The sequence below is a fragment of the Streptomyces sp. ActVer genome, assembly GCF_027270795.1.
Lineage (GTDB): Bacteria > Actinomycetota > Actinomycetes > Streptomycetales > Streptomycetaceae > Streptomyces > Streptomyces umbrinus_A.
The window spans coordinates 1-22,746 of the sequence record NZ_JAPWHT010000010.1 but is presented as its reverse complement, the minus strand read 5'-3'; the positions used below and the strand labels follow the sequence as shown (position 1 = coordinate 22,746).

Here is a 22,746-nt window from a genome sequence, read left to right as displayed (position 1 = left end):
GTCTCAGTGGTTCATGAACGACGTGACGGGCAGGGCGCGTTCGACGATCCGCACGTCACCGAGCCGTCCGTGCAGGATCTGGTCGATCTTCCCGGCGTACTCGTAGCCGCCGAGGAGCCAGGGCAGGCCGACCGAGGTCAGCCCCACGGAGCGCGCGGTGGGATTGCGGGCCACGGGACACCCCTGGACGTACAGCGTGGTGTGCGAGCCGTCGTTGACGACGGCGACGTGCCACCACTGCTCCCGGGCCGTCTCGTCGCCCCAGTTGGTGGCGATGCCCTGCTGGTTGAGCGGCCGCACCGCCCACTGCGGGCCGGGCCCGTCGGAGAGCGAGAGGGTGGCGAGCGGCTCGTCCGGGTCGCCCTCCGTCTTGCCCGCCGCACCGCCCGTACCGGTCCGGCTGACCAGCCCGGACCAGGCGTTGCGGGACGGGTCCCAGTCGGCGGGCAGCTGGTAGAAGGCCTCGACGGTGTAACCGCCGCGGAAGGTCGCCGAGTTGAGCGGCGCGTTCGCGGCCGTCCGCAGGTAGGAGCCCACCAGCGGTGACTTGTCGCCGTGGAAGAAGAGGCTGCCGTGCCCCGGCTGGTCGGGGTGGTGTGCCGAGGACCAGGTGAGGGAGCCGTCGCCGACCTTCACGACGGTCAGGTCGTTGCCGCGCCCCGAGAGATCGCGGACCGTGCCGTCCATGGCCGCACCCTCGGCGCTGTTTTCGGATCCGTCGAATCGCCAGTAGGCGACCGTGCCCCGGACCAGCATCTCGGAGGCGGGACGGGGCGCACGCGGCGGCACCGGGGCGAAGCCGGAGAAGCGCTTCTCGAAGTCGACGGCCACCGAGAACCGGTCCGCGGGGCCGGACAGTTCGATCTCCTGCCGCTCCAGCTCGTTCAGGCCCTTGGCCGCCCGGCCCAGGATCCACGGGGAGATCGTCTCGACGTCGATGGTGTCGCGGTCGAGGTCGAAGCGGTACAGCCGGATCATCGCGGCGCCGCCGTAGTAACGGTTCTGATAGTTCGTCAGGTGCAGGTGCACGTCGTTCCCGGCGGCGTTCTTGCGCACGGTCCGGGCGGCCGGCCAGTAGTGCCCGTTGAGGGTGAGGAAGATCTGGTCGTGCTCCTTGACCAGCCGGTCCCAGAGCTGCTGTCCGTAGGTGGAGAGGGTGTCGTCCTCGTAGACCAGCTCATGGGTGGTGAGGATGACCGGGGTCTTCGGGTGCTGGGCTATGACGTCCTTGGCCCACTCGTAGCCCTTGGCGGACAGCCGCCAGTCCAGGGCGAGTACGAGCCACTGCCGGCCGGCGGCCTTGAAGAGGTGGAAGGTGTTGTAGCCGTCGGGCGAGGCCCCGCCGAAGGTCGGCCTGCCCTTGAACCGCTTCGGGCCGAAGGCGTCCAGATACGGGGTCGGGCCCCGCTGGTCGTCGGTGGACGACTTCACGTCGTGGTTGCCCGCCAGGACGCTGTAGCCCACGCCCCGCCGGTCGAGCAGCTCGAACGCCTTGCTCACCGCGGCGACTTCGGGCTGTGCGCCGTTCTCCGTGAGGTCGCCCAGGTGCGAGAGGAAGACGATGTTCTCGTCCTTCCCGTGCTCCAGGATGTAGCGCAGAGAGGCCTCGATGGGGGCGGGGTTGATGCTCGCCCCGTCGAACAGATACTGCGTATCGGGCATCACCGCGAGCGTGAAGCGGCGGCTGTCGGTGTCGGGTCTCCAGCGGGTTCCCGAGGAGGGCGCCGCCTGCGCGGTGGCCGTCGGCAGCGCGACCGCCGCCGTGGCGGCGCCGATCAGCGCGGTCGCCCGCAGGAAGTTCCGTCGTCCGGCGCCGGCTTGCGGGCAGGCCTCGGCCGGGTCGTGCTCATGCGAAGTACACACGTCTGCTCCGTGAGAAGGGGGACTGCTCGGCAGAGGGGGGTGGCGACTCGGGGAGGGGGGTGGCGACCGTGAGGAGGATGGCGGCCGGGATCAGAGCACGCGCAGCGTCCAGGCCCAGTGGTGGGTGCCCGGCGCGACGAGGTACTCGGCAGTGGTGTCGGGCCCGCACGACGCCGTGCCGAGCCCCCGGTGCGCGGCGTCGAGGTGCACGACACAGCCGGGCCGCGGCACCAGCTCGTCGTGGTGCGTGGCGGCCGCCAGATCCTCGGCCCGGTACCGGTTGACGGAGACCTGCCCCGGCGCCCCGAGCTCCACGGTCAGCCCCGTGGCGTCCGGCGCCGACAGCGTGAACCGCCGCACACCGTGCCGGCCGCCGCTCTCCTGGGGCCGCAGATAAGAGGTGAACAGCTCGTCCACCGGGAGCGAGTGGTGTCCCACGGGCGCGCCCGTGCTCCGGTCCGGGTAGGACTCCCAGGGGCCCTGCCCGTACCAGTCCAGGACATCGAGCCCGGCGACCGTCTCGAAGACCGTGCCGACGCGGGCCACGTCGTCGAGGCCCTCCGGCAGTTCGGCCGACTCCTCGACCCGCAGGCCGCCGGCGACCGGGGTGAACACCTGCTCGTGGCGGACGGGCCCGGCCCCGGTCGCGTACTCGGCGACCACGACGACCCGGGAGTCCTCCTCACGTATGTCCACGACCTTGCGTACGAGCTCGTCGAGCCCCCAGTCGTGCCAGCGGGCCGCCATGCCGCCCAGTTCGTCGTTGTCGGTGGGCGCCCGCCAGAGGGAGAGCACGGGCGCGGAGGTCAGCAGCGGATGGACCAGCAGCGCGTCCGCGTCCAGCGTGACGGCCGGGCCGGAGGCGGGCTCCGGCGTCGCGTCGGCGACGGCCTCGCCCAGCCGGACCTGCGGCAGGCACACCTCGGTGCCGAGCGGTGCCCAGGCCTCCTCGTCCGCGGTGACGACCCGCAGGGTCAGCCAGGACTCGCCCTCCGGCACGGGGAACGGCAGCGGCACCGCCGCGGACTCGCCCGGCAGTACGTCGGGCAGCTCGGCCGGTGCCGTCACCGTGGTGCCGTCCGCGAGGACGAGGCGCCACTCGGCTGCCAGCCATTCCAGGTCCCGGAAGTGCTGCCGGTTGTGGACCAGGAGGATGCCCTGGTCATAGGCGAGGCGGACCGGCGCCGCGATCTCCCGGTGCTCGTACATCGCGGGCTTGGGCGTGCGGTCCGGGAACACCACGCCGTCGGCGATGAACGCCCCGTCGTGGATGGTCTCGCCGAAGTCGCCGCCGTAGGCCCAGCGATGGCCGGGCGCGGCGACTCCGTGCTCGTACAGCCCGGCGCCCCCACGCCCGGCAGGTCTTCCGTCGTTCACACGCTGGAGAATGCCGTGGTCCCAGAACTCCCAGATGAAGCCGCCCTGAAGACCTGGGGTGGACTCGATGGCGGCCCAGGTGTCGGCGAGCGTGCCGTTGCTGTTGCCCATGGCGTGCGAGTACTCGCACTGGATGAGCGGCATGGTCTGCTTCCCCGACCGGGCGTGCGCGACACAGTCCTCGATCGGCGCGTACATCGGGCAGACGATGTCGGACGCGGCCGTCGGATCCGCCCAGTCGAGCTTGGCCGCGCCCTCGTACTGGATCGGCCGGGTCGGGTCGTGGCGCCGGACCCAGCCCGCCGCCGCGTCATGGTTGGCCCCGTAGTCGGACTCGTTGCCGAGCGACCAGATGATGACCGACGGGTGGTTCTTGTCGCGCAGCACCATGCGCGAGACCCGGTCCACGAAGGCGGGCAGATAGCGGGGGTCGTCGGCGATCTCGTGGGCGTGGTCGTGCGACTCGATGTTCGCCTCGTCCACGACGTAGAAACCCAGCTCGTCGGCGAGGTCGTACAGCGCCGGGTCGTTCGGGTAGTGGGCGGTGCGGATCGCGTTGAAGCCGAAGCGCTTCATGACGACCAGGTCCGCGCGCATGTCGTCCACGGTGACCGTGCGACCGGTCAGCGGGTGGAAGTCGTGCCGGTTGACGCCGCGGATGTAGACGCGCTCGCCGTTGACCAGCAGGTCCCGGCCGCGGATCTCCACGTCCCGGAACCCGACCCGGTGGTGCGAGGTGTCGGCGACCGAACCGTCGGCCCGGTGCAGGCGCACGGTCAGGTCGTACAGCTCGGGCGTCTCGGCGGTCCACGGCCATACGTTCTCGACGGTGCCCCGCAGCCGGGCCTCGCCGAGGAAGTCGGACACCCGCATGTCCTCGGCGTTGAAACGGTCGAACTCGGTGTCCTGGGCGAGAAGTTGGTCCTCCAGCGCCCCGGTGACGTACCACCCCCGCGGCAGCGGTCCCGAGGCGTCGCGCACCTGGCAGTCGACCCGGAGCCGCCCGTCCCGCCGGGCCCGTACGGTCACGTCCGCGAGATGCAGCGGATCGGTCGCGTACAGCAGCACCGGGCGGGTGATCCCGGCGTGCCACCACTGGTCCTGGTCCTCGATGTGCGAGGCGTCGGACCACTTGACGACGGTCAGCCGCACGGTGGCCGGGTCTCCGGGGCGTACGACGTCGGAGAGGTCGAACTCGGCCGCGAGGTGGGAGTCCTTGGAGATGCCGACCGGTTGGCCGTTCACATGGACCAGGAGCACGCTCTCGGCCGCGCCGACCTGCAGCACGATCCGGCGCCCCGCCCACTCGGCGGGGATGTCGACGGAACGCTCGTATATGCCCGTCGGGTTGGCGGCGGGCGAGGCGGGCGGGATCTCGCCCCACGGCATCTGCGCGTTGGTGTACTGCGGCAGGTCGTCGCCGCTCTGGGTGGTCCAGGTGCCCGGCACCTCGATCCGGGTCCACTCGCCCGAGCAGCCCATGGGCGAGGGCAGCAGCTGGAAGTGCCAGGAGCCGTCCAGGGACAGCGCACCGGAGCGCCGGTCCACCGCGTTCATGGCCAGCCGCCCCCAGGAGGTCACCTCCGGTGCCTCCCAGGGGCGCAGGGCGATCAGGTGATCGCGTCGCATCAGCGAATGGCTCCCTTGCCGAGATCCGCGATGATCTGCTTGGCGCCGATCGCGAAGACGATCAGCAGCGGGATGAGGGCCAGTACCGCACCCGTCATGACCATCCCGTAGTCCGTGGTGCCGTGGACGCCGTTGAGCTGCGACAGCGCGACCTGGAGGGTCACGTTGTCCGGGTTGGTGAGGGCGATCAACGGCCAGGCGTAGTCGTTCCACTGGCCCATGAAGGTGAAGATGCCGAGGAAGGCGAGACCGGGCCGCACGACCGGCAGGGCCACGTGCCAGTACTGGCGCATGAAGCTCGCCCCGTCGAGCTTGGAGGCGTCGAGCAGCTCGTCGTGGATCGCGCTCTTCATGTACTGGCGCATCCAGAAGATGCCGAACGCGTTCGCGGCCGCCGGCACGACCAGCGAGGTCATCGAGCCGATCCAGCCGAGCTTCGCCATGATCACGAACTGCGGGATGGCCTGTAGCTGGGCCGGCACCATGAAGATCATCATCATCATGGCGAACAGCACCCCCGGCCCGGGAAGCTGAACTTCGCGAAGACGAACGCGGCCAGCGAGTCGAAGAAGAGCACGAGGACCGTCACCGTGGTGGCGACGAGCAGCGAGTTGAACATCGACCCGAAGAAGTCGATGCTGTCGAAGAGCTTGCTGAGGTTGTCGCCGAGGCGCGAGCCGGGCAGCAGCTTCGGCGGGTAGGAGAAGATCTCGGTCGACGAGTGCGTCGACATGATCACGGCCCAGTAGAACGGGAACGCGGAGAGCAGCACGCCGAGGATCAGCGAGGCGTGGAGGGCGATGCCCCTGCGCCGGGTGCCGTCGATGCGCTTGTTCTTGCCGTGCCTGGCCTTGCCGGGCTCGGACTCGGTGGGCTTGACATCGGTGATTGTCATGGTGACGGGCCTCCCTAGTCCTCGCCCCGGCGCTGCACCAAGCGCCAGTTGATGATCGAGAAGATGACGACGACGAGGAAGATGCCCCACGCCACGGCGGCGCCGTAACCGAAGTCGTTGTTGTCGAAGGTCTGCTGGAAGAAGTAGAGGACCATCGTCCGGCCCGCGTGGTCGGGACCGCCCGAGAACGTCGACTCGTTGGCCGTGGTCTGCAGCAGCACCTGGGGTTCGGAGAAGCTCTGCAGTCCCGTGACCGTCGAGATCACGAGGACGAAGAGCAGCACGGGCCGCATCATCGGCAGCGTGATCCGGAAGAAGGTCTGGATGGGCCCGGCCCCGTCCACGCGCGCGGCCTCGTACAGTTCACCGGGGATCGTCTGGAGTCCGGCGAGGAAGATGATCGCGTTGTAGCCGGTCCACTGCCAGGTCATCAGGGTCGCGATGGCGACCTTGATGCCCCACGGGGTGTTCAGCCAGGCCACCTGGTCGAGTCCGACCGCCTGCAACAGGGCGTTCACCAGGCCGAAGTTGGTGGAGAAGACCGAGCCGAAGATGATCGCGACCGCCACGACAGAGGTGACGTTCGGCAGGAAGTACGCGAAGCGGTAGATCTTCTTGAAGCGGACCGCCGAGTTGAGCATCACGGCCGTCACCATCGCCAGGAAGATCATGGGGAAGGTGGCCAGCGCCCAGATGATGATCGTGTTGCCGATCGAACTCCAGAAGTCGGTGTCCGTCAGCAGGTACTTGTACTGCGACAGCCCGGCGTACTCCATCGAGCCCAGACCGTCCCAGCGGTGGAACGACAGATACAGCGAGAAGCCGACCGGGATCAGACCGAAGGCGAGGAAGAGCAGATAGAAGGGCGAGATCGCGGCGTACAGCCGCCAGTAGCTCCGGATGCTCCTCTTGGGATTGGGGTACGGCGGTTCCACGGCGGGCGCCGGGGGCTTCTCGACCAGGGGCACGGTAGCCATCAGTAGCTCACCCCCAGGTGGTCCGCGATGCGCCGGCACTTGCTCATGGCGTCCCTCCAGGCCTTCTTGGGGTCCTTGCCGAGGACGCCGACGTTCTTGATCTCGTCCCTGATCGGCTGCCCGAGCGCCACGTCGAACGGGCTGTTGAAGGCGACCGGGATCTTCTCCGCGGCCGGCCCGTAGACGTCCATCGTGATCTGGTCGCCGAAGAACGGGTCGGGCTCGCGCAGCTTCTTCATGTCGTACGAGGCGGGGGTCGACGGGAAGAGCCCGGCGTCGACGAAGCCCTGGGCCTGGTTGTCCGCGTTGAGCAGCCAGGTGATGATCTCGAAGGCCTTCTCGGGTTCGCGGCACGCCTTGGTGATCGCCAGGAACGAGCCGCCGACGTTCGACGGGCCGCCGGGGCAGTTGGCCACTCGCCACCTGCCCTTGGTCTTCGGGTACTGGAGCTTGAGGTCGCCGGCCGCCCAGGAGGCGTTCAACTGGCTGGGCAGCCGGCCCTTCTCGGTGGCCGAGATGGAGTCGGGGGTGCCCGTCACGAGGTCGGAGACGATCCCGCGCCGCTTGGCCTCCACCGCGCGGTCCCAGCAGTCGCGTACGTGCTCGCCGTCGCCGATGAAGTGCTTGTCCCGGTCCACGAACCGGGTGGTCCCCTGGCCGATCGACATCTCGAAGACGCTGCCGACGTCGGTCAGGATGTACGTGCCGGGGATGCGCTTCTTGAGCTGCTCACCGGCCGCGAAGAACTTGTCCCAGGTGTTCATCTCCGAGGAGACGTCGTCCGGTTCGTGCGCCAGCCCGGCCTTCTCGTAGACCGCCGGCTGGTAGTACTGCACGACCGGGCCCACGTCGATGGGGAAGCCGATGAGGCTGCCGTCCGGTGCGACCGCCTGCTGCCACTTCCAGTCCAGGTACTGGCTCTTGAGCTTCTCGGCGCCGAGGGTCCGCAGATCGATGAACTGGTCCGCGTTCGGCAGATAGGACGCCATGTCCTCGCCCTTGAGCCCCGCGATGTCGGGGATGTGGGCCTGGCCGGTCATCGTGGTGATCAGCTTGGAGCGGTAGTAGCCGCCGATCTGGATCGCGTCCAGGTCGACCGACGAGTCGTAGCGCGCCTTGGCCTTCTTGACGACGGTGTCGCTCAGGCCGCCGCTCCAGTACCACAGGACCATGTTCCGGCCGGTCGAGCCGGTCGGGACGGCGCAGCCGGTTGCCAGGCCGCCGAGCGCCGTGGCGGCCGTACCGGCCAGACCCGCGCGGAGCAGGCCCCTTCGTGAGAGCCGCACAGCTCCCACCGCCTTTCGGATGTGTTCGGTCTTCGCATCAGGGGAGATCGGGAATGCCGTGGGGGGCGGGTGGGGTCACAGGGGCGTGGGGGACCGGCGGGCCGGGGTCCGCGGGCAGGCGGTCGGCCAGGAAGCCGTACGCACGCCGCAGTTCGGTGTTTGTGAGGTTGTCGGGGTTCTCGGTGTTCCGGACCGACTGCCACCACTGATGAACGCCGTACCAGCCCGGCGCGGCCAGAGCCCCGCCGTGCCGCTGTACGGACAGTCCGGCGGCCAGCACCGCGAAGCGCAGCCGCTCTTCGAGGGGCCAGCCTTCGAGGGAGGCCGCGACGAAACTCGCGCCGAAGACGTCTCCGGCACCCGTCGCGTCCAGTACCTCGGTGGGAAGGGCGGGTACGTCGGCGTACTCGCCCGTCGTCTGGTCGACGGCGATCGCACCGTCGCCGCCGCGCGTGACCACGGCCACCGGCACCAGCTCGGAGAGCGTGGAGAGCGCGTCGGCCGCGGTGTCGGTGCGGGTGTACGCCATCGCCTCGGTGTCGTTCGGGACGAAGGCGTGGCACAGGGCGAGCTGGTCGAGGAGGGCCGAGGACCACTGCTGGGTGGGATCCCAGCCGACGTCCGCGAAGATCTTCGTACCGTTCGCCGCCGCCTTGGCGAGCCACTCGCGGGGTTCGGCCTCGATGTGCACGAGGGCGGTGCGCGCGGCGGGCGGGTCGCCCATCAGCGCGTCCTGCGAGTAGGGGGGTTCCTGGCCGTGGGTGACCAGGGCGCGGTCGTGGCCGTACGCGATCGAGACGGTGACCGGGGTGTGCCAGCCGTCCGCGGTACGGGAGAGCGAGAGGTCGATGTGCTCCTGGCCGGCGAGGACCTCACGGCAGTGGGCGCCGTAGTAGTCGTCGCCGAACACCGTGGCCAGGGACGTCTTCAGGCCGTAGCGGGCCGCGGCCACGGCCAGGTTCGCTATCCCGCCCGGGCTCGTGCCCATCCCGTCGGTCCAGATCTCCTCGCCGGGAGTCGGCGGCTTGCCCAGACCGGTCAGGACGAGGTCGTAGAAGAGCAGCCCGGTCAGCAGCACATCGGGCCGCGCGTCGGGCCGTTCGTCACCCACGAGCGCATCCTCTCGTCAAAACTCTTCACTTTCGATGCACGGGATCGTGTTTCGGTGGACAGGATCGTGCGCGCCTCAGGCTGATTTGGCAAGAGTCGAGCAGAACTGAGCATAGAAATGATTGCGAATGACGAGTACTGTTCAGCGCGTGCTGGCAGAGCGACGACATCAACTCATCCTGCGGGCCCTGCGAAACGGGGGCCCCGCAGCCGTCACCGACCTCTCGGAGCAACTGGGTGTGAGCCCCGCCACAGTCAGGCGTGACCTGCTCAAACTGGAGGAGGAGGGGCTGCTCACCCGCGTGCACGGCGGGGCGGTCGCCGAGGAGGGCGACCAGCCCTTCGCCGAGGTCGCCGAGGTGCGCGTGGCCGAGAAGGACGCCATAGCCGAACGCGCCGCCGCGATGGTCGAGGACGGCCAGTCGGTGCTGCTCGACATCGGCACCACCGCGTACCGGCTGGCCCGGCAGCTGCACGGCCGCCGGATCACCGTGATCACCAGCAACCTCGTGGTCTACGAGGAGCTGGTGGACGACGAGGGCATCGAACTGGTGCTGCTCGGCGGCATGGTCCGCCGCGAGTACCGCTCACTGGTCGGCTTCCTCACCGAGGACAACCTGCGTCAGCTGCACGCGGACTGGCTCTTCCTCGGCACCAGTGGAGTGCGCCCCGGCGGGCAGGTGATGGACACGACGGTCGTCGAGGTGCCGGTCAAGCGGGCCATGATCAAGGCGGCCGACCGGGTCGTGCTGCTCGCCGACCGCGCCAAGTTCCCGGGAACGGGCATGGCCAAGGTCTGCGGGCCGGAGGAGCTGGACGTGGTCGTGACCAACGGACCGGCGGACGCCGGGACGCGGTCCGCCCTGGAGGAGGCGGGCGTGCGCGTGGTTCTGACGTGAACGGCGTGCGCGCCGGTTCACGGACATCGAGGAGCTCAAGGACCTCGACGAACATCGAAAGGGCAGTTGCGTGAAGCTGACGATTCTGGGCGGCGGCGGGTTCCGGGTGCCGCTCGTGTACGGGGCGCTCCTCGGGGACCGCGGTGAGGGCCGCGTCACCGACGTCGTGCTGCACGACCTGGACGCGGGACGGCTCTCCGCCGTCGCCCGCGTCCTCGCCGAGCAGGCCGCGGACGTCCCCGACGCACCGACCGTGACCGCCACCACCGATCTCGACGAAGCGCTGCGCGGCGCCGACTTCATCTTCTCCGCGATCCGCGTCGGCGGCCTCGAAGGCCGCGCGGCCGACGAGCGCGTCGCCCTCGACCAGGGCGTCCTCGGCCAGGAGACGGTCGGTGCCGGCGGCATCGCGTACGGACTGCGCACGGTGCCCGTCGCCGTGGACATCGCCCGGCGCGTGGCCCGGCTCGCGCCCGACGCCTGGCTCATCAACTTCACCAACCCGGCGGGCCTGGTCACCGAGGCGATGTCCCGCCACCTCGGCGACCGCGTCATCGGCATCTGCGACTCGCCGGTCGGCCTCGGCCGCCGCATCGCCCGGGTGCTCGGTGCCAACCCGCGCGAGGCCTGGATCGACTACGTCGGCCTCAACCACCTCGGCTGGGTCCGCGGCCTGCACGTCGCCGGACGCGACGAACTGCCGCGGCTGCTCGCCGACCCGGACCTCCTCGGCTCCTTCGAGGAGGGCAAGCTCTTCGGCACCGAGTGGCTCCAGTCGCTCGGCGCGATCCCGAACGAGTACCTGCACTACTACTACTTCAACCGGGAAGCGGTCCGCGCCTACAGCGAGGCCGAGAAGACCCGCGGCGCGTTCCTCCGCGACCAGCAGGAGCACTTCTACCAGGAGATGAAGCGCCCGGACGCCGCCGCGCTCACCGCCTGGGACCGTACGCGCGCCGAGCGCGAGGCGACGTACATGTCGGAGAACCGGGAGACGGCCGGCGCGGGCGAGCGTGACGCCGACGACCTCTCCGGCGGCTACGAGAAGGTGGCGCTCGCCCTGATGCGGGCCATCGCCCGCGACGAGCGCACCACGCTGATCCTCAACGTCCGGAACCAGGGCACCCTCTCGGTGCTCGACACGGACGCCGTCATCGAGGTGCCCTGCCTGGTCGACGCCAACGGCGCCCACCCCGTCGCCGTCGCCCCGCTCCCGGACCACGCGACCGGCCTGGTCTGCGCGGTGAAGGCCGTCGAGCGCGAGGTGCTCGCCGCCGCAGAGTCGAGTTCCCGCACGACGGCCGTGAAGGCCTTCGCCCTGCACCCGCTCGTCGACTCCGTGAACGTCGCCCGCAGGCTGGTCGACGGCTACACCGGTGCCCATCCTGGGTTGGCGTACCTTGAGTAAGCGCTTTCCCCGCTACCTGGAGACTTGAGATGCACGACGAACGCCGCCGGATCGAAGAGCGCGTCCAGCGCGTCCACGACCAGCGCATCAAGACCGCGATCTACGCCGCCTCCGTACCCTTCGAGGTCGAAGCCTGGCAGGCTCCGGGCGAGCCCGTCCCCTTCGAGGAGGCCGCGGCCGCCTCGTACGAGCCCTTCGCGATGGACACCCCCTGGGGTCCGCCGTGGGGCACGACCTGGTTCCGGATGCGCGGGCAGGTTCCCGCCGAGTGGGCCGGCAAGCGCGTCGAGGCCGTCATCGACCTCGGCTTCATCGGTGACTGGCCGGGCAACCAGGCCGAGGCGCTCGTCCACCTCACGGACGGCACCCCGCTGAAGGCTGTCAACCCGCTCAACCAGTACGTGGCGATCGCCAACCCCGCCGTCGGCGGCGAGCAGATCGACTACCTGGTCGAGGCGGCCTCCAACCCGGACATCCTCGCCGACAACTTCTCCAAGATCACACCGCTCGGCGACAAGCTCACCGCGGGCGACAAGCCGATCTACACCTTCCAGCGCGCCGACATCGCCGTCCTCGACGAGGAGGTCTGGCACCTCGACCTCGACGTCCAGGTGCTGCGCGAACTGATGCTGGAGCTGGGCGAGCACGACCCGCGCCGGCACGAGATCATGCACACCCTGGACCGGGCCCTGGACCTGCTGGACCTCGACGACGTCTCCGGCACGGCGGCGGACGTACGGGCCGCGCTCAAGCCCGCGCTGTCCAAGCCCGCCAACGCCAGCGCCCACATCGTCTCCGGCGTTGGCCACGCACACATCGACTCCGCCTGGCTCTGGCCGATCCGCGAGACCAAGCGCAAGACGTCCCGCACCTTCTCGAACGTCACCTCGCTCGCCGACGAGTACGACGACTTCATCTTCGCCTGCTCGCAGGCCCAGCAGTACGAGTGGGTGCGCGACAACTACCCCAAGGTCTGGGCCCGTATCCAGGAGTCCGTGAAGAAGGGCCAGTGGGCGCCGGTCGGCGGCATGTGGGTCGAGGCCGACGGCAACCTGCCCGGCGGCGAGGCCGTGGCCCGTCAGCTCATCCACGGCAAGCGGTTCTTCATCGAGCACTTCGGCGTCGAGACCAAGGGCGTGTGGCTGCCGGACTCCTTCGGCTACACCGCGGCGTACCCGCAGCTCGCCAAGCTGGCAGGCAACGAGTGGTTCCTCACCCAGAAGATCTCCTGGAACCAGACCAACAAGTTCCCCCACCACACCTTCTGGTGGGAGGGCATCGACGGCACGCGGATCTTCACGCACTTCCCGCCGGTCGACACCTACAACGCCCGTTTCAGCGGCGAGGAGATGGCCCGCGCCACCCGCAACTACCAGGAGAAGGGCGCGGCCACGCGCTCGCTGGCCCCCTTCGGCTGGGGCGACGGCGGCGGCGGTCCCACCCGCGAGATCATGGAACGGGCGCGCAGGCTCGCCGACCTGGAAGGCTCGCCCAAGGTCGTCGTCGAGCACCCCGACGACTTCTTCGCCAAGGCCCGCGAGGAGTACCCGGACGCTCCGGTCTGGGTCGGCGAGCTCTATCTCGAACTGCACCGCGCCACCTACACCTCGCAGGCCCGCACCAAGCAGGGCAACCGCCGCAGCGAACACAAGCTCCGCGAGGCCGAGTTGTGGGCCACGACGGCCGCACTGCACGCACCCGGCTACGCCTACCCGCACGAGAAGCTCGACCGGCTCTGGAAGACGGTCCTGCTCCACCAGTTCCACGACATCCTGCCCGGGTCCTCCATCGCCTGGGTGCACCGCGAGGCGGAGGCCGAGTACGCGCGCGTCGCGGTCGAGGTCGAGGAGCTGACCGCAGAGGCGGTCACCGCACTCGGCACGGGCGGCACCCGCGTCTTCAACACCAGCCCGGTCGAGCGCCGGGAGGTCGTACGGACCGCCGACGGCACCCTCGCCCACACCGTCGTCCCCGCGAACGGCAGCGCACCCCTCGGCACCGGCGAAGCACCCGAGCCGGTGACGGTCGCCGGTCGCGTCCTCGACAACGGCCTGGTCCGCGTCGAGGTCGCCGAGGACGGCACCCTGGCCTCCGTACGCGATCTGCGCGCCGGCGGCCGTGAGGTCCTCGCCGACACGGGCAACCTGCTCCGGCTGCACACGGACCTCCCGAACTACTGGGACGCGTGGGACGTCGACAAGCACTACAAGAACCGCTACACGGACCTGCTGGACGCGGAGTCGGTGACCGTGGTCGAGGAGGACCCGCTGCTGGGCGCGATCCGCGTGGAGCGCTCCTTCGGCAAGGGCTCGCGCATCACCCAGACGATCAGCCTCCGCGCAGGCAGCCCCCGTATCGACTTCGAGACGGACATCGACTGGCACGAGGCCGAGAAGTTCCTCAAGGCGGGATTCCCGGTGGACGTCCGGGCGGCCCACTCGTCCGCCGAGATCGCGTTCGGCCACATCCAGCGGCCCACGCACACCAACACCAGCTGGGAGTCGGCCCGCTTCGAGGTCTCCGGCCACCGCTGGGTCCACATCGGCGAACCGGGCTACGGCGTCGCGGTCATCAACGACTCCACCTACGGCCACGACGTCACCCGCACGGTCCGCGAGGACGGTGGCACGACCACCACGGTCCACCTCAGCCTGGTCCGTGCCCCGCGCATCCCGGACCCGGAGGCCGACCAGGGCAAGCACCGCTTCACCTACGCGCTGCTGCCGGGCGCGACCATCGAGGACGCGGTCGCCGAGGGCTACGCGCTCAACCTGCCGCTGCGGGTGGCGGACTCGGCGGGCACCCCCGAGCCGGTGGTGTCCGTGGACGGCGGCGGGGGCGTGACCATCGAGTCGGTCAAGCTCGCCGACGACGCCTCGGGCGATGTCGTCGTACGCGTCTACGAGTCACTCGGCGGCCGGGCACAGGGCACCCTGCGCACGAGCTTCCCGCTCGCGGGCGCCCAGCTCACCGATCTCCTGGAACGCCCGCTGAGCAGCGCGGACACGGTCGGCGACAGTGTGTCCGTCACCCTGCGGCCCTTCGAGATCCAGACGCTGCGACTGGCTGTGGGGAACAAGTGACCACGCTTCCCATGAAGAATTAAGGAAGCGGTAAGACGCCTGGTCACGGCGGGTCCATCGCCCGCCGTGACCAGTGCCTGTTCCCTGTACGACACCTGGAGTTCGCCCGTCGCCCCTCTGATGTGGGGCAGTGCGAGAGAAAGGTGTCACCGTGCGAGACCCGCGAATGTCCGCCATCGGCAAGGGGCTGAGGCGCAGGGGAAGGCTGATGGCGCAGGCGGTGAGCCCGCCGCGCCGGAGCCTCGACGCCATGCCCGCGCCCAGGACCGACAGGGACTCGTACACCGCTCCGCCCGCCCCGCGGCTGGTGGACTCGCCGGTCTTCGTCCTCTCCTCCGTGCGCTCGGGCTCGACCCTCCTGAGGGTCCTGCTGAACAGCCACAGCAGGATCCGAGCCCCGCACGAGATGCATCTGCGCACCCTGCACATCAACCTGTCGCGCGACTTCACCGCCGACGCCATGCGGGCACTCGAACTCGACAAGGACGAGCTGGAGCATGTGCTGTGGGACCGGGTGCTGCACCTGGAACTCGCCCGCAGCGGCAAGCAGATCATCGTCGACAAGACCCCGCCGAACACCCTCATGTGGCCGCGCCTGCACCGATGTTGGCCGAACGCCCGCTACATCGTGCTGCTCCGCCACCCGGGCGCGGTCGTCGCCTCGCTCACCGACCGCCGCACCGACCCGGACCACGAACAGATCCGCGCCGAGGTCCTCGACTACAGCGAGAAGCTGGACGAGGCCCGCCGCACCCTCGACGCCCACGTGATGACGTACGAGGAACTCACCACTCACCCGGAGCGGACCACCCGCGGTCTGTGCGAGTACCTCGGTGTCCCCTGGGAGAGCACGATGCTCGACTACGGCGAGAAGGACCACGGCGACTTCCGCCCGCAGCTCGGCGACTGGAGCCCCACGATCAGGTCGGGCCGCATCCAGCAGGCCCGCCCGGCCGACCCGACGGCCCAACTGCCCCCACGCCTGGCCGAGTTGGCGAAGGCGTGGGGGTACCCGGTCGACTGACCGGGCATCCCCTTGAGAGCCGCCTGCTCTCCCGCTTCCCCACCGCGAAACTCAAGGCCCGGCTGGTGTCGATGGCTGTCGAACGGGACATCACCATCGTCGCGGTCGACCCCGCCTGCACCAGCAAGTGGGGTGCCCAGCACCGGCAGCAACCGCTGGCCACACCAACTCGCAAGATGTCCTGGCGCGATGCGGCGAGCATCGCGGTCGGGCGACGCGCCCTCGGACACTCGATCAGGCTGAGGGCACCTCCCAGCGGTAGCTGGGGGAGGACGGCACCGCCCCACGACGACCGGAGTGATCGTCGTGGGCATCGGACCGTCCAGGCCCGACCGGAGATCCGGCTGCGTGAGGAAACCCGCCCCCACCTACCCGGACCACGCACCAGATGCGTGTCACCGGTGGTGGAGCGAACGCGGGGGACCAGCCTGCCCAACACCGTTCGGGGCGGCGCCACCGAGCAGCAGTCCTGGCAACAGGACTCACTAACGCTCAGTGTTCAGGAACGGTACGGGAGTTGGCACGTCCACCAAGTTGGTACGGGCCAGTCAGACGGTCAGGGGACTGTCTGAAGTCTGGGCGGCCTGGGCCGTCTGAACCACCTGTGCGGTCTGCGTTGTCTGGGTGTTCACGACGGACTCGGGCGCCGACGCGGCGACGTCCAGTTCCGTGCGCTGCTGCGGCAGCGACACGGGCCGTACCGCACGCGGTCCCGCGACGACCGTGTAGTCCTGTCCGAGGAACGGCGGGACCACGTCGCCGGGCTCCTCGCCGAGCGCCAACCGCACCGCCGCCCAAGGGGCGTTGATGCCGCACTGCGAGAGCTGGTGCAGGCCGCCCGCCGGGCGCGTGTTCACGTCCATGAGCACCGGCTCGTCACCGAGCATCCGGAACTGAATGTTCGTCAGATAGTGCAGCCCGAACGACTCCGCGAGCAGCCGGGACGGCTCGATCCACTTGGGGTCGAGCGTGAAGCCGCGCCGCCGGCCGTTCTTGGTCCGGCCCACGGCCATCCGCACTCGCCCGTCGGGGCCGGTCAGGCAGTCCACGGACACCTCCGGCTGCTCCAGACGCGGCATGACCAGCCAGTCCACGGGCTCGTCGGCCTGCTTCAGTGCCTCGACGACCATGTCCAGCGGCACGTACGGGCTGGGGAAGCCGTTGAGGTGCATCAGGGAGAAGGGGGTCCGCGTGATGATCCGGAAACCGACGCCGCCCGCCCCGGAGGCGGGCTTGAAGCACGCCTTGTGGCCGTCGGCCTCCAGCGCGTCGACCGCCGTGACCAGCTCCTCCGGGGTCCGCACCCGCCACCACGGCGGTGCCGGAATGCCGAGCTTCTCGACCGCCTCGTACGCGATCACCTTGTCCTGGAAGGTGTGCACGGCCTCCGCGGGCGGCGCGAGCAGCGCCGTACCGACCGCGGCGAACTCCTCGCGGTGCTCGACGAGCGTCGCCTGGTGCAGGACCGGCACGAACACGTCGATGGAGTGCCGGGCGCACTGGTCGAGCGCGTACTCGACGTACGCCGCCGGGGACAGCCCCTCCGGCTCCAGCGCGGCCGCGTCGGCGGCGGCGAGGATGGGGGAGTCGGGGTCGCCGTGGGTCGCGTGGATCTCGACGGCCCTGCCGCACGGATTTCGCCGTAGCTGATCCATGAAGAACACGTTCTCCGCGTACGTGCGGTTGAGCCAGACGCGTACGCGAGAGACCATGCAGGCCGCCTTTCAGGGTTCGCGGGCACGACGAAGCAAGCCGTGCCCGGCCAAGGAGTAAATGGGTACACAAAACCGCCGTTCGAAAACGGGAGTCCGTGGCGGTTGTGTAGGGCCGATCATAGGGCTTCCGCAGCGTGCTCGCTGCTACGTGCGTGTTACAGAATCCCCGGACGGGCCCGCCGGTGCTCCTGAGGCACGTCAGGCCCCCTGGACCCCGCTCCCCTTGAAGGACTCCAGGCCCTCCTCGATCTCCGCGAGCACGTCCGCCGCCTCGGCCCCGTCGATCACACGGTGGTCGAAGGTGAGGCTCAGCGGCAGCACCGGAGCGACGACGACCCTCCCGTCACGGACCGCCGGGCGGTCGGCGGTCGGCGGTCGCGCCGAGCCCGAGCGTGATCGTGGTCCCTCCGACGGAGTGGAACGCCTCCACGGGACGGTGGCCGAGCGAACTCACCGCGAACGTGCCCGTCGTCGAGGCCCGCCTGCGCAGCGGACGGGTCGCGGCACGGTGGGCGAGGGTGCGCAGCGGCCCGGGCAGCCGCTGGAGCACGCGGACGCCGGCGAACTCCGGCATCGTCGCGGGGTCGCCGTCGCGGAAGTGGTCGACGCGCTCCTGGATCTCGCCGAGCCCGGCCCGCTCCAGGTCCGCCAGCACGGCCGAAAGCACCACCCGGCGGACGCCCAGCGTGCGGTCGAGCGTGAACTTGCCGTGCACACCGTCGTAGCGGGCGACCCTGGACCGGCCCCGGAGCGCGGCGTTCGCCTCGGGATGCGCGGCCAGCACCCGCGCGGCCACATGAAGCACGTACGTGACCGTGGAGATCCGGCACCCCGACAGCTGCCCGGCGCGGTGCTCCCGCTGTGCCGTCGCTCCGGTCGGTGGCCGTCGTGTCGTCGTCCGGGACCCGGACGAAGCCGTTCCTCGGGTAGAAGTCCTTGACCTTGGTGTTCTTCGGCGTGGTCCGGTGGTTCGCGCGCACCGCCCGGGCGCCGTGTGCGCGGGCGTGTCGCAGCACGGCACAGAGCGCGGTCTGCTCGATGCCTCGGGAGAACACCCGGCAGTTGAGCGGGAAGTTGTCGATGTGCACGGTGTCGCCGTGCCGGCGCGTGAACACCGCGCCCACGACGCCGTTGTCGCCGAAGCGGTCGGCGGAACGGACTGCGAGGACGCGCGCCGCCGGATCGTCGAGGAGGGCGCGCACCTCGGCGGACCCCAGCCGCAGCGTCGTCTGGTTGAACTGGTTGGTGCGCAGGGTCAGTTGGGAGAGCCGGGCCACCTCGGCGGGGCCCGCCTCGACGAGCCGGACCTCGACCCGCCTCTGCCGCAGGCATTCTGGCTCAGCCGCGGCTCGACCACGGGCACGCCCTCGCCGGCCGGCGGATCGAGGCCGAGGGCGACGACCCGCTTGTGCTCCTCGGCCAGCCGCAGCAGCCGCGCGTTGGCCCCCGCCGCCACACCGCCCCGAGCCGCGCCCGCGACCGGTGATCGACGAGTTGCGCGGCGAACCGCCTGGCAGCGGCAGGGTGTTGAGGACGAGCGTCCCGCGCGCGGACTCCGCGAACCGCGCGACCAGCCCCGCCAGCGTCCCGATCCGCTCCCGTGCCACCCGCTCCACGTCCTCGGGCCCCCAGGGCACGGGGACCTCGTCGAAGACCACCATCGGGTCAAGCACACAGTCGAGCACGCAGAGGGCCAGATCGGCCCGGTACAGCTCGCCGCCCCGGTCGGCGAGGTCGAAGACGTACGCGTCAAAGTCCGCGAGATGCGGCCGCAACAGCAGCTTGTGGCGGGCCAGTTCCACGGTCAGGGACGGCAACAGCGGTGCCAGCGTGCCGTGCCCGGTGACGGCGACGACCGGCACGGCCGGATGCTCCACGACCACCTCGTCCGGATCGAGCCGCGCCAACAGCTGCCCGGCCCGGGCGAGTTCGGCGTCCGAGGCGCCGCAGAGCAGTTGCCGAACGCCGGGGTACTCACGGACGAGCCGCCGTGCACGGTGCAGATCGAGCAACGTCGAAGGCCCGCTCTCCACCGGACGTTCGGAGCCGGATGCGCCTGCCATGGATCTCCTTGCTCTCTTCGTTCTCCTTGGGCTCGGCACCCCGTTCGGGGCGCGGGACGCTGACATCTGCGGCTCCGCCGCGGAGCGCGAGCAACCACAACGGACCCGCATCCGAAAGACCGGCCGCAGCCACATCGTCGACGGGGCCGCTGAAGCCGCTCTTGTACCGTGGAGGCGGCATGTGTTCTTGTGGTCCCATCCGGGCACGCCGAGGGGCGTCTCCGGTCCACGGAGGGGGCGAGGGTGACGACGGCTGACCGTCCGGGCCGGCTGCTGGCCATCAGCGACCTGCACATCGGATACGCCGAGAACCGCGCCCTCGTCGAGCGGATGCGTCCCGAGACCGACGACGACTGGCTCCTGGTGGCCGGCGACGTCGCGGAGACGGTGGCCGACATCCGCTGGGCCCTCGAAACGCTCGCCTCGCGCTTCCGCAAGGTGATCTGGGCACCCGGCAACCACGAGCTGTGGACCCACCCCAAGGACACCGTCACCCTGCGCGGAGTGGCCCGCTACGAACACCTCGTGGAGGTCTGCCGCGAGCTGGGAGTGACGACGCCGGAAGACCCGTACCCCGTGTGGGAGGGCCCCGGCGGACCGGTCGCCGTCGCGCCGCTCTTCCTCCTCTACGACTACTCGTTCCTGCCCGCGGGCTGCGCGACCAAGGAAGAGGGGCTCACGTACGCCCACGGGACCGGTGTCGTCTGCACGGACGAGCACTTCCTGCACCCCGACCCGTACCCGACCCGTGAGGACTGGTGCCGGGCCCGGGTGGCCGAGACCGGGCGCAGGCTCGCGGAGATCCCCGCCGAGCTGCCGACGGTCCTGGTCAACCACTACCCGCTGGACCGCCACCCGACAGAGGTCCTCTGGTACCCGGAGTTCGCCATGTGGTGCGGCACCCGGCTCACCGCGGACTGGCACCGCACGTACCGCGTCGCGGCCATGGTCTACGGCCACCTGCACATTCCCCGCACCACCTGGCTCGACGGCGTCCGCTTCGAAGAGGTGTCGGTGGGTTACCCCCGCGAGTGGCGCAAGCGCTCGGAACCGCCGGGCAAGCTGCGCCGCATTCTGCCGATGGAGGTCGGACCCGGTGATCGAGGAGCTGCTCCCGGAGTCGGTCGTGGCCGTGGAGGCACACGGTGACGAGCGGCCCGGCGGCACGACGCCGTACCCCGAGCTCTATCCCGAGGAACAGGCGCTGATCTCGCGCGCCGTCGAGAAACGGCGCCGTGAGTTCACCGTCGTACGCGGCTGCGCCCGGCACGCCATGGAGAAGCTCGGCGTGCCCCCGCAGGCCGTGCTGCCCGGTGAGCGGGGAGCACCGCAGTGGCCCGCCGGGCTGATCGGCAGCATGACGCACTGCGAGGGCTACGCCGCCGCGGCGCTGGCCCGCGCCACCGATCTGGCCTCGCTCGGCATCGACGCGGAGCCCCATCTGCCGCTCCCGGACAACGTGCTGGCGTCCGTGGCGCTGCCCGACGAGGACCGGCGGCTGCGCGGCCTCGCCGCGCAGCACCCCGGCGTCCACTGGGACCGGCTCCTGTTCAGCGCCAAGGAGTCGGTCTACAAGGCGTGGTTCCCCCTCACCGGGAAGTGGCTCGACTTCTCCGAGGCGGACATCGACGTCTTCATGGATCCCGGACACACCACGTCAGGTGGCTTCCGTGCCCGGCTCCTCGTGCCCGGGCCGGTGGCCGACGGCCGTCGCATCGGGCACTTCGACGGTCGCTGGACGGTACGCCGGGGACTCGTGGCGACCTCGGTGACCGTGCCGCACGCGCAGGACTGAGCGCGTCCTCGGACGGCGGTCGGCGGAGGGCCGGGCCCGCAGCGACGGCCGCGAAACGCGGGCTCGTCCGGCTCGACCTGCTCGCCCGGCCCGTCCCGCCTCCGTCGAAGGGCTGACGGCGGCTCATCACACCTCCGGGCACCACGTGTGCAGCAGGCGGAAGAACGCCTCCTCGTTGCCCGTGAGCCCCGCCGCGGCCAGCGCGCGCTCCGCCTCCGCGAGGGCGGAGGGCGGCACGACGGGTGGTCGGCCCGTGCCGGGAGGGCCGTCCATGGCGGCCCGTACCGTCTGCAGCAGTCGCAGATAGGCCTGCACGGCGGTGCGTTCGTGATCGGTCAGTACGGCGGTCGGCATCGGACGGCTCTCCCCGGTTCGGCTCGGCAGCAGCGCTTCAGGCGGTTCACTCGCCCCCGCACAGCGGTGGCGCTGGGTCCAGCTTGCCGTCCGCCACTGACAATGCCCTTTCGGTACGCGTCGGTTCGCCCGGTTAGCGGAGGGGAAACATCGCGGAAATCCCTTGTCGGACAAGGGTCCTACGCTGGATGCCAGGGCCTGGAGCCGTACTCCCGGCGGCCCGGTGAGGGGAGGCGAGCCCGTGGTCGACGTCCCGCGACAGCACCCGAGGCCCACCGCACGACTGCGCTCGGTGGGCGACGGGGAGCTGAGGCTGCACCACCGCATGGTGCACGGCTACCGCCGCGCCTACCGGATGGCGGGCGAGGGCCCGGCACTCGTCCTGATCCACGGCATCGGCGACTCCTCGGCGACCTGGGCCGAGCTCATCCCCGATCTCGCCCGCACCCACACGGTGATCGCCCCCGACCTGCTCGGCCACGGCGCCTCGGACAAGCCCCGGGCCGACTACTCGGTGGCCGCGTACGCCAACGGGCTGCGCGATCTTCTCTCCACCCTCGGTATCGAGCAGGCCACGCTGATCGGGCACTCGCTCGGCGGCGGCGTCGCGATGCAGTTCGCATACCAGTTCCCCGAACGCACCGAGCGGCTGATCCTGGTCAGCGCCGGCGGCGTGGGCCGCGAGGTGAACCCGGTCCTGCGGGCGGTCTCGCTGCCCGGCGCCGACCTGGCCCTGGCCGCGCTGCGGCTGCCGGGGATGCGGATCCAAGTGGGGCTGGTCGCCCATCTGATGAGGCTCCTCGACACCGACCTGGGCCAGGACGCGCCGGAGTTGCTGACCCTCGTGGACGCCCTGCCCGACGCGACCTCGCGCAGCGCGTTCATCCGTACGCTGCGGGCGGTGGTCGACTGGCGCGGCCAGGTCGTGACGATGCTCGACCGCTGCTACCTCACCCAGGGCATGCCGACGATGCTGATGTGGGGCGACCGCGACAGCGTAGTCCCGGTACGGCACGCGTACGGGGCGCACGAGGCGATGCCCGGCAGCCGCCTGGAGATCTTCGAGGGCGCCGGGCACTTCCCCTTCCACACCGACCCCGCCCGCTTCCTCGCCCTCGTCGAGGAGTTCACCGGCACCACCAGCCCCGCCGACTGGAGCCGCGAACACTGGAGCGACCTCCTGCGCGCCGGCCGCCCGGGCACCGCTGCGGGCCGCCCGGACACGGCCCGCAGCAGGGCGGTGGAGCGGGATCTGAGGGAGGCGAGCG

The 22,746-nt window shown here is 70.5% G+C and carries 17 protein-coding genes and 2 pseudogenes; 9 read left to right on the top strand and 10 right to left on the bottom strand.

Annotation, left to right across the window (positions count from 1 at the left end; all coding sequences use genetic code 11):
- Positions 1-3: 3 nt before the first annotated feature.
- The 6 genes and pseudogenes from O3Q52_RS03265 to O3Q52_RS03240 all read right to left on the bottom strand — a co-directional run bounded on the left by O3Q52_RS03265 (position 4) and on the right by O3Q52_RS03240 (position 9,138).
- Complete coding sequence (locus O3Q52_RS03265; protein WP_269647235.1) at positions 4-1,863, bottom strand: LamG-like jellyroll fold domain-containing protein; 1,860 nt, start codon at positions 1,861-1,863, stop codon at positions 4-6.
- A 90-nt stretch (positions 1,864-1,953) separates the two neighbouring features.
- A complete protein-coding gene (locus O3Q52_RS03260; protein WP_269647234.1) occupies positions 1,954-4,869 on the bottom strand; it encodes a glycoside hydrolase family 2 TIM barrel-domain containing protein in 2,916 nt (971 codons plus the stop codon).
- Positions 4,869-5,764: pseudogene (locus tag O3Q52_RS03255) on the bottom strand (carbohydrate ABC transporter permease). The gene O3Q52_RS03260 and the pseudogene O3Q52_RS03255 overlap by 1 nt, the downstream one beginning before the upstream one ends.
- 14 nt (positions 5,765-5,778) lie before the next feature.
- The gene (locus O3Q52_RS03250) at positions 5,779-6,741 is read right to left on the bottom strand and encodes a carbohydrate ABC transporter permease (protein ID WP_269647233.1); all 963 of its coding nucleotides are present in this window, start codon (positions 6,739-6,741) and stop codon (positions 5,779-5,781) included.
- Positions 6,741-8,027 carry an extracellular solute-binding protein gene (locus O3Q52_RS03245; RefSeq protein WP_269647232.1) on the bottom strand — a complete coding sequence of 429 codons (1,287 nt, stop codon included), beginning with the start codon at positions 8,025-8,027 and terminating at the stop codon, positions 6,741-6,743. The genes O3Q52_RS03250 and O3Q52_RS03245 overlap by 1 nt, the downstream gene beginning before the upstream one ends.
- A gap of 37 nt (positions 8,028-8,064) precedes the next feature.
- Positions 8,065-9,138 carry a carbohydrate kinase family protein gene (locus tag O3Q52_RS03240; protein ID WP_269647231.1) on the bottom strand — a complete coding sequence of 358 codons (1,074 nt, stop codon included), beginning with the start codon at positions 9,136-9,138 and terminating at the stop codon, positions 8,065-8,067.
- A gap of 148 nt (positions 9,139-9,286) precedes the next feature.
- On the opposite strand from O3Q52_RS03240, the gene O3Q52_RS03235 reads away from it, so the two are divergent.
- The 5 genes and pseudogenes from O3Q52_RS03235 to O3Q52_RS03215 all read left to right on the top strand — a co-directional run.
- A complete protein-coding gene (locus O3Q52_RS03235; protein ID WP_200394778.1) occupies positions 9,287-10,036 on the top strand; it encodes a DeoR/GlpR family DNA-binding transcription regulator in 750 nt (249 codons plus the stop codon).
- Positions 10,037-10,106: 70 nt separating this feature from the next.
- On the top strand, positions 10,107-11,444 hold the full coding sequence (locus tag O3Q52_RS03230) for a 6-phospho-beta-glucosidase (RefSeq protein ID WP_269647230.1): 1,338 nt from the start codon (positions 10,107-10,109) through the stop codon (positions 11,442-11,444).
- A 29-nt stretch (positions 11,445-11,473) separates the two neighbouring features.
- On the top strand, positions 11,474-14,527 hold the full coding sequence (locus O3Q52_RS03225) for a glycoside hydrolase family 38 C-terminal domain-containing protein (protein ID WP_269647229.1): 3,054 nt from the start codon (positions 11,474-11,476) through the stop codon (positions 14,525-14,527).
- 151 nt (positions 14,528-14,678) lie between these two features.
- Entirely contained in the window at positions 14,679-15,551 is an 873-nt protein-coding gene (locus O3Q52_RS03220; RefSeq protein ID WP_269647228.1) for a sulfotransferase, read from the top strand.
- 20 nt (positions 15,552-15,571) lie between these two features.
- Positions 15,572-16,048, top strand: a pseudogene (locus O3Q52_RS03215) (IS200/IS605 family accessory protein TnpB-related protein); the annotation flags it as partial.
- Between the two features lie 51 nt (positions 16,049-16,099).
- Here the strand turns inward: O3Q52_RS03215 and O3Q52_RS03210 are convergent.
- The 3 genes from O3Q52_RS03210 to O3Q52_RS03200 form a co-directional block, all read right to left on the bottom strand.
- Positions 16,100-17,263, bottom strand: coding sequence for an ATP-grasp domain-containing protein (locus O3Q52_RS03210; protein WP_269647227.1), 1,164 nt, complete (start codon positions 17,261-17,263; stop codon positions 16,100-16,102).
- 201 nt (positions 17,264-17,464) lie between these two features.
- The gene (locus O3Q52_RS03205; RefSeq protein WP_269647226.1) at positions 17,465-17,587 is read right to left on the bottom strand and encodes a 2-oxo acid dehydrogenase subunit E2; all 123 of its coding nucleotides are present in this window, start codon (positions 17,585-17,587) and stop codon (positions 17,465-17,467) included.
- A gap of 22 nt (positions 17,588-17,609) precedes the next feature.
- Positions 17,610-18,071 carry a hypothetical protein gene (locus O3Q52_RS03200; RefSeq protein WP_269647225.1) on the bottom strand — a complete coding sequence of 154 codons (462 nt, stop codon included), beginning with the start codon at positions 18,069-18,071 and terminating at the stop codon, positions 17,610-17,612.
- A gap of 292 nt (positions 18,072-18,363) precedes the next feature.
- Here O3Q52_RS03200 and O3Q52_RS03195 point away from each other — a divergent pair, with 292 nt between their 5' ends.
- The 3 genes from O3Q52_RS03195 to O3Q52_RS03185 all read left to right on the top strand — a co-directional run bounded on the left by O3Q52_RS03195 (position 18,364) and on the right by O3Q52_RS03185 (position 21,124).
- Positions 18,364-19,392: a hypothetical protein gene (locus tag O3Q52_RS03195; RefSeq protein ID WP_269647224.1), complete on the top strand. Its 1,029-nt coding sequence runs from the start codon at positions 18,364-18,366 to the stop codon at positions 19,390-19,392.
- Positions 19,393-19,572: 180 nt separating this feature from the next.
- A complete protein-coding gene (locus O3Q52_RS03190; protein ID WP_269647223.1) occupies positions 19,573-20,478 on the top strand; it encodes a metallophosphoesterase in 906 nt (301 codons plus the stop codon).
- Positions 20,426-21,124 (top strand): 4'-phosphopantetheinyl transferase, encoded by a 699-nt coding sequence (locus O3Q52_RS03185; protein WP_269647222.1) that lies wholly within the window; start codon positions 20,426-20,428, stop codon positions 21,122-21,124. Before O3Q52_RS03190 ends, O3Q52_RS03185 begins: the two co-directional genes overlap by 53 nt.
- A gap of 126 nt (positions 21,125-21,250) precedes the next feature.
- Here O3Q52_RS03185 and O3Q52_RS03180 read toward each other — a convergent pair whose 3' ends face one another.
- Positions 21,251-21,478, bottom strand: coding sequence for a hypothetical protein (locus O3Q52_RS03180; protein ID WP_143644066.1), 228 nt, complete (start codon positions 21,476-21,478; stop codon positions 21,251-21,253).
- A 241-nt stretch (positions 21,479-21,719) separates the two neighbouring features.
- Between O3Q52_RS03180 and O3Q52_RS03175 the strand changes: the two genes are divergently transcribed.
- Positions 21,720-22,746, top strand: a 1,027-nt coding sequence (locus tag O3Q52_RS03175; RefSeq protein WP_269647221.1) for an alpha/beta fold hydrolase, incomplete at its 3' end; no start/stop codon positions are given.

Bases quoted from the DNA above. Each gene is read 5' to 3' on its own strand.
- O3Q52_RS03250 (WP_269647233.1), bottom strand. From the start codon at position 6,741: ATGGCTACCGTGCCCCTGGTCGAGAAGCCCCCGGCGCCCGCCGTGGAA.
- O3Q52_RS03260 (WP_269647234.1), bottom strand. From the start codon at position 4,869: ATGCGACGCGATCACCTGATCGCCCTGCGCCCCTGGGAGGCACCGGAG.
- O3Q52_RS03225 (WP_269647229.1), top strand. From the start codon at position 11,474: ATGCACGACGAACGCCGCCGGATCGAAGAGCGCGTCCAGCGCGTCCAC.
- O3Q52_RS03210 (WP_269647227.1), bottom strand. From the start codon at position 17,263: ATGGTCTCTCGCGTACGCGTCTGGCTCAACCGCACGTACGCGGAGAAC.
- O3Q52_RS03180 (WP_143644066.1), bottom strand. From the start codon at position 21,478: ATGCCGACCGCCGTACTGACCGATCACGAACGCACCGCCGTGCAGGCC.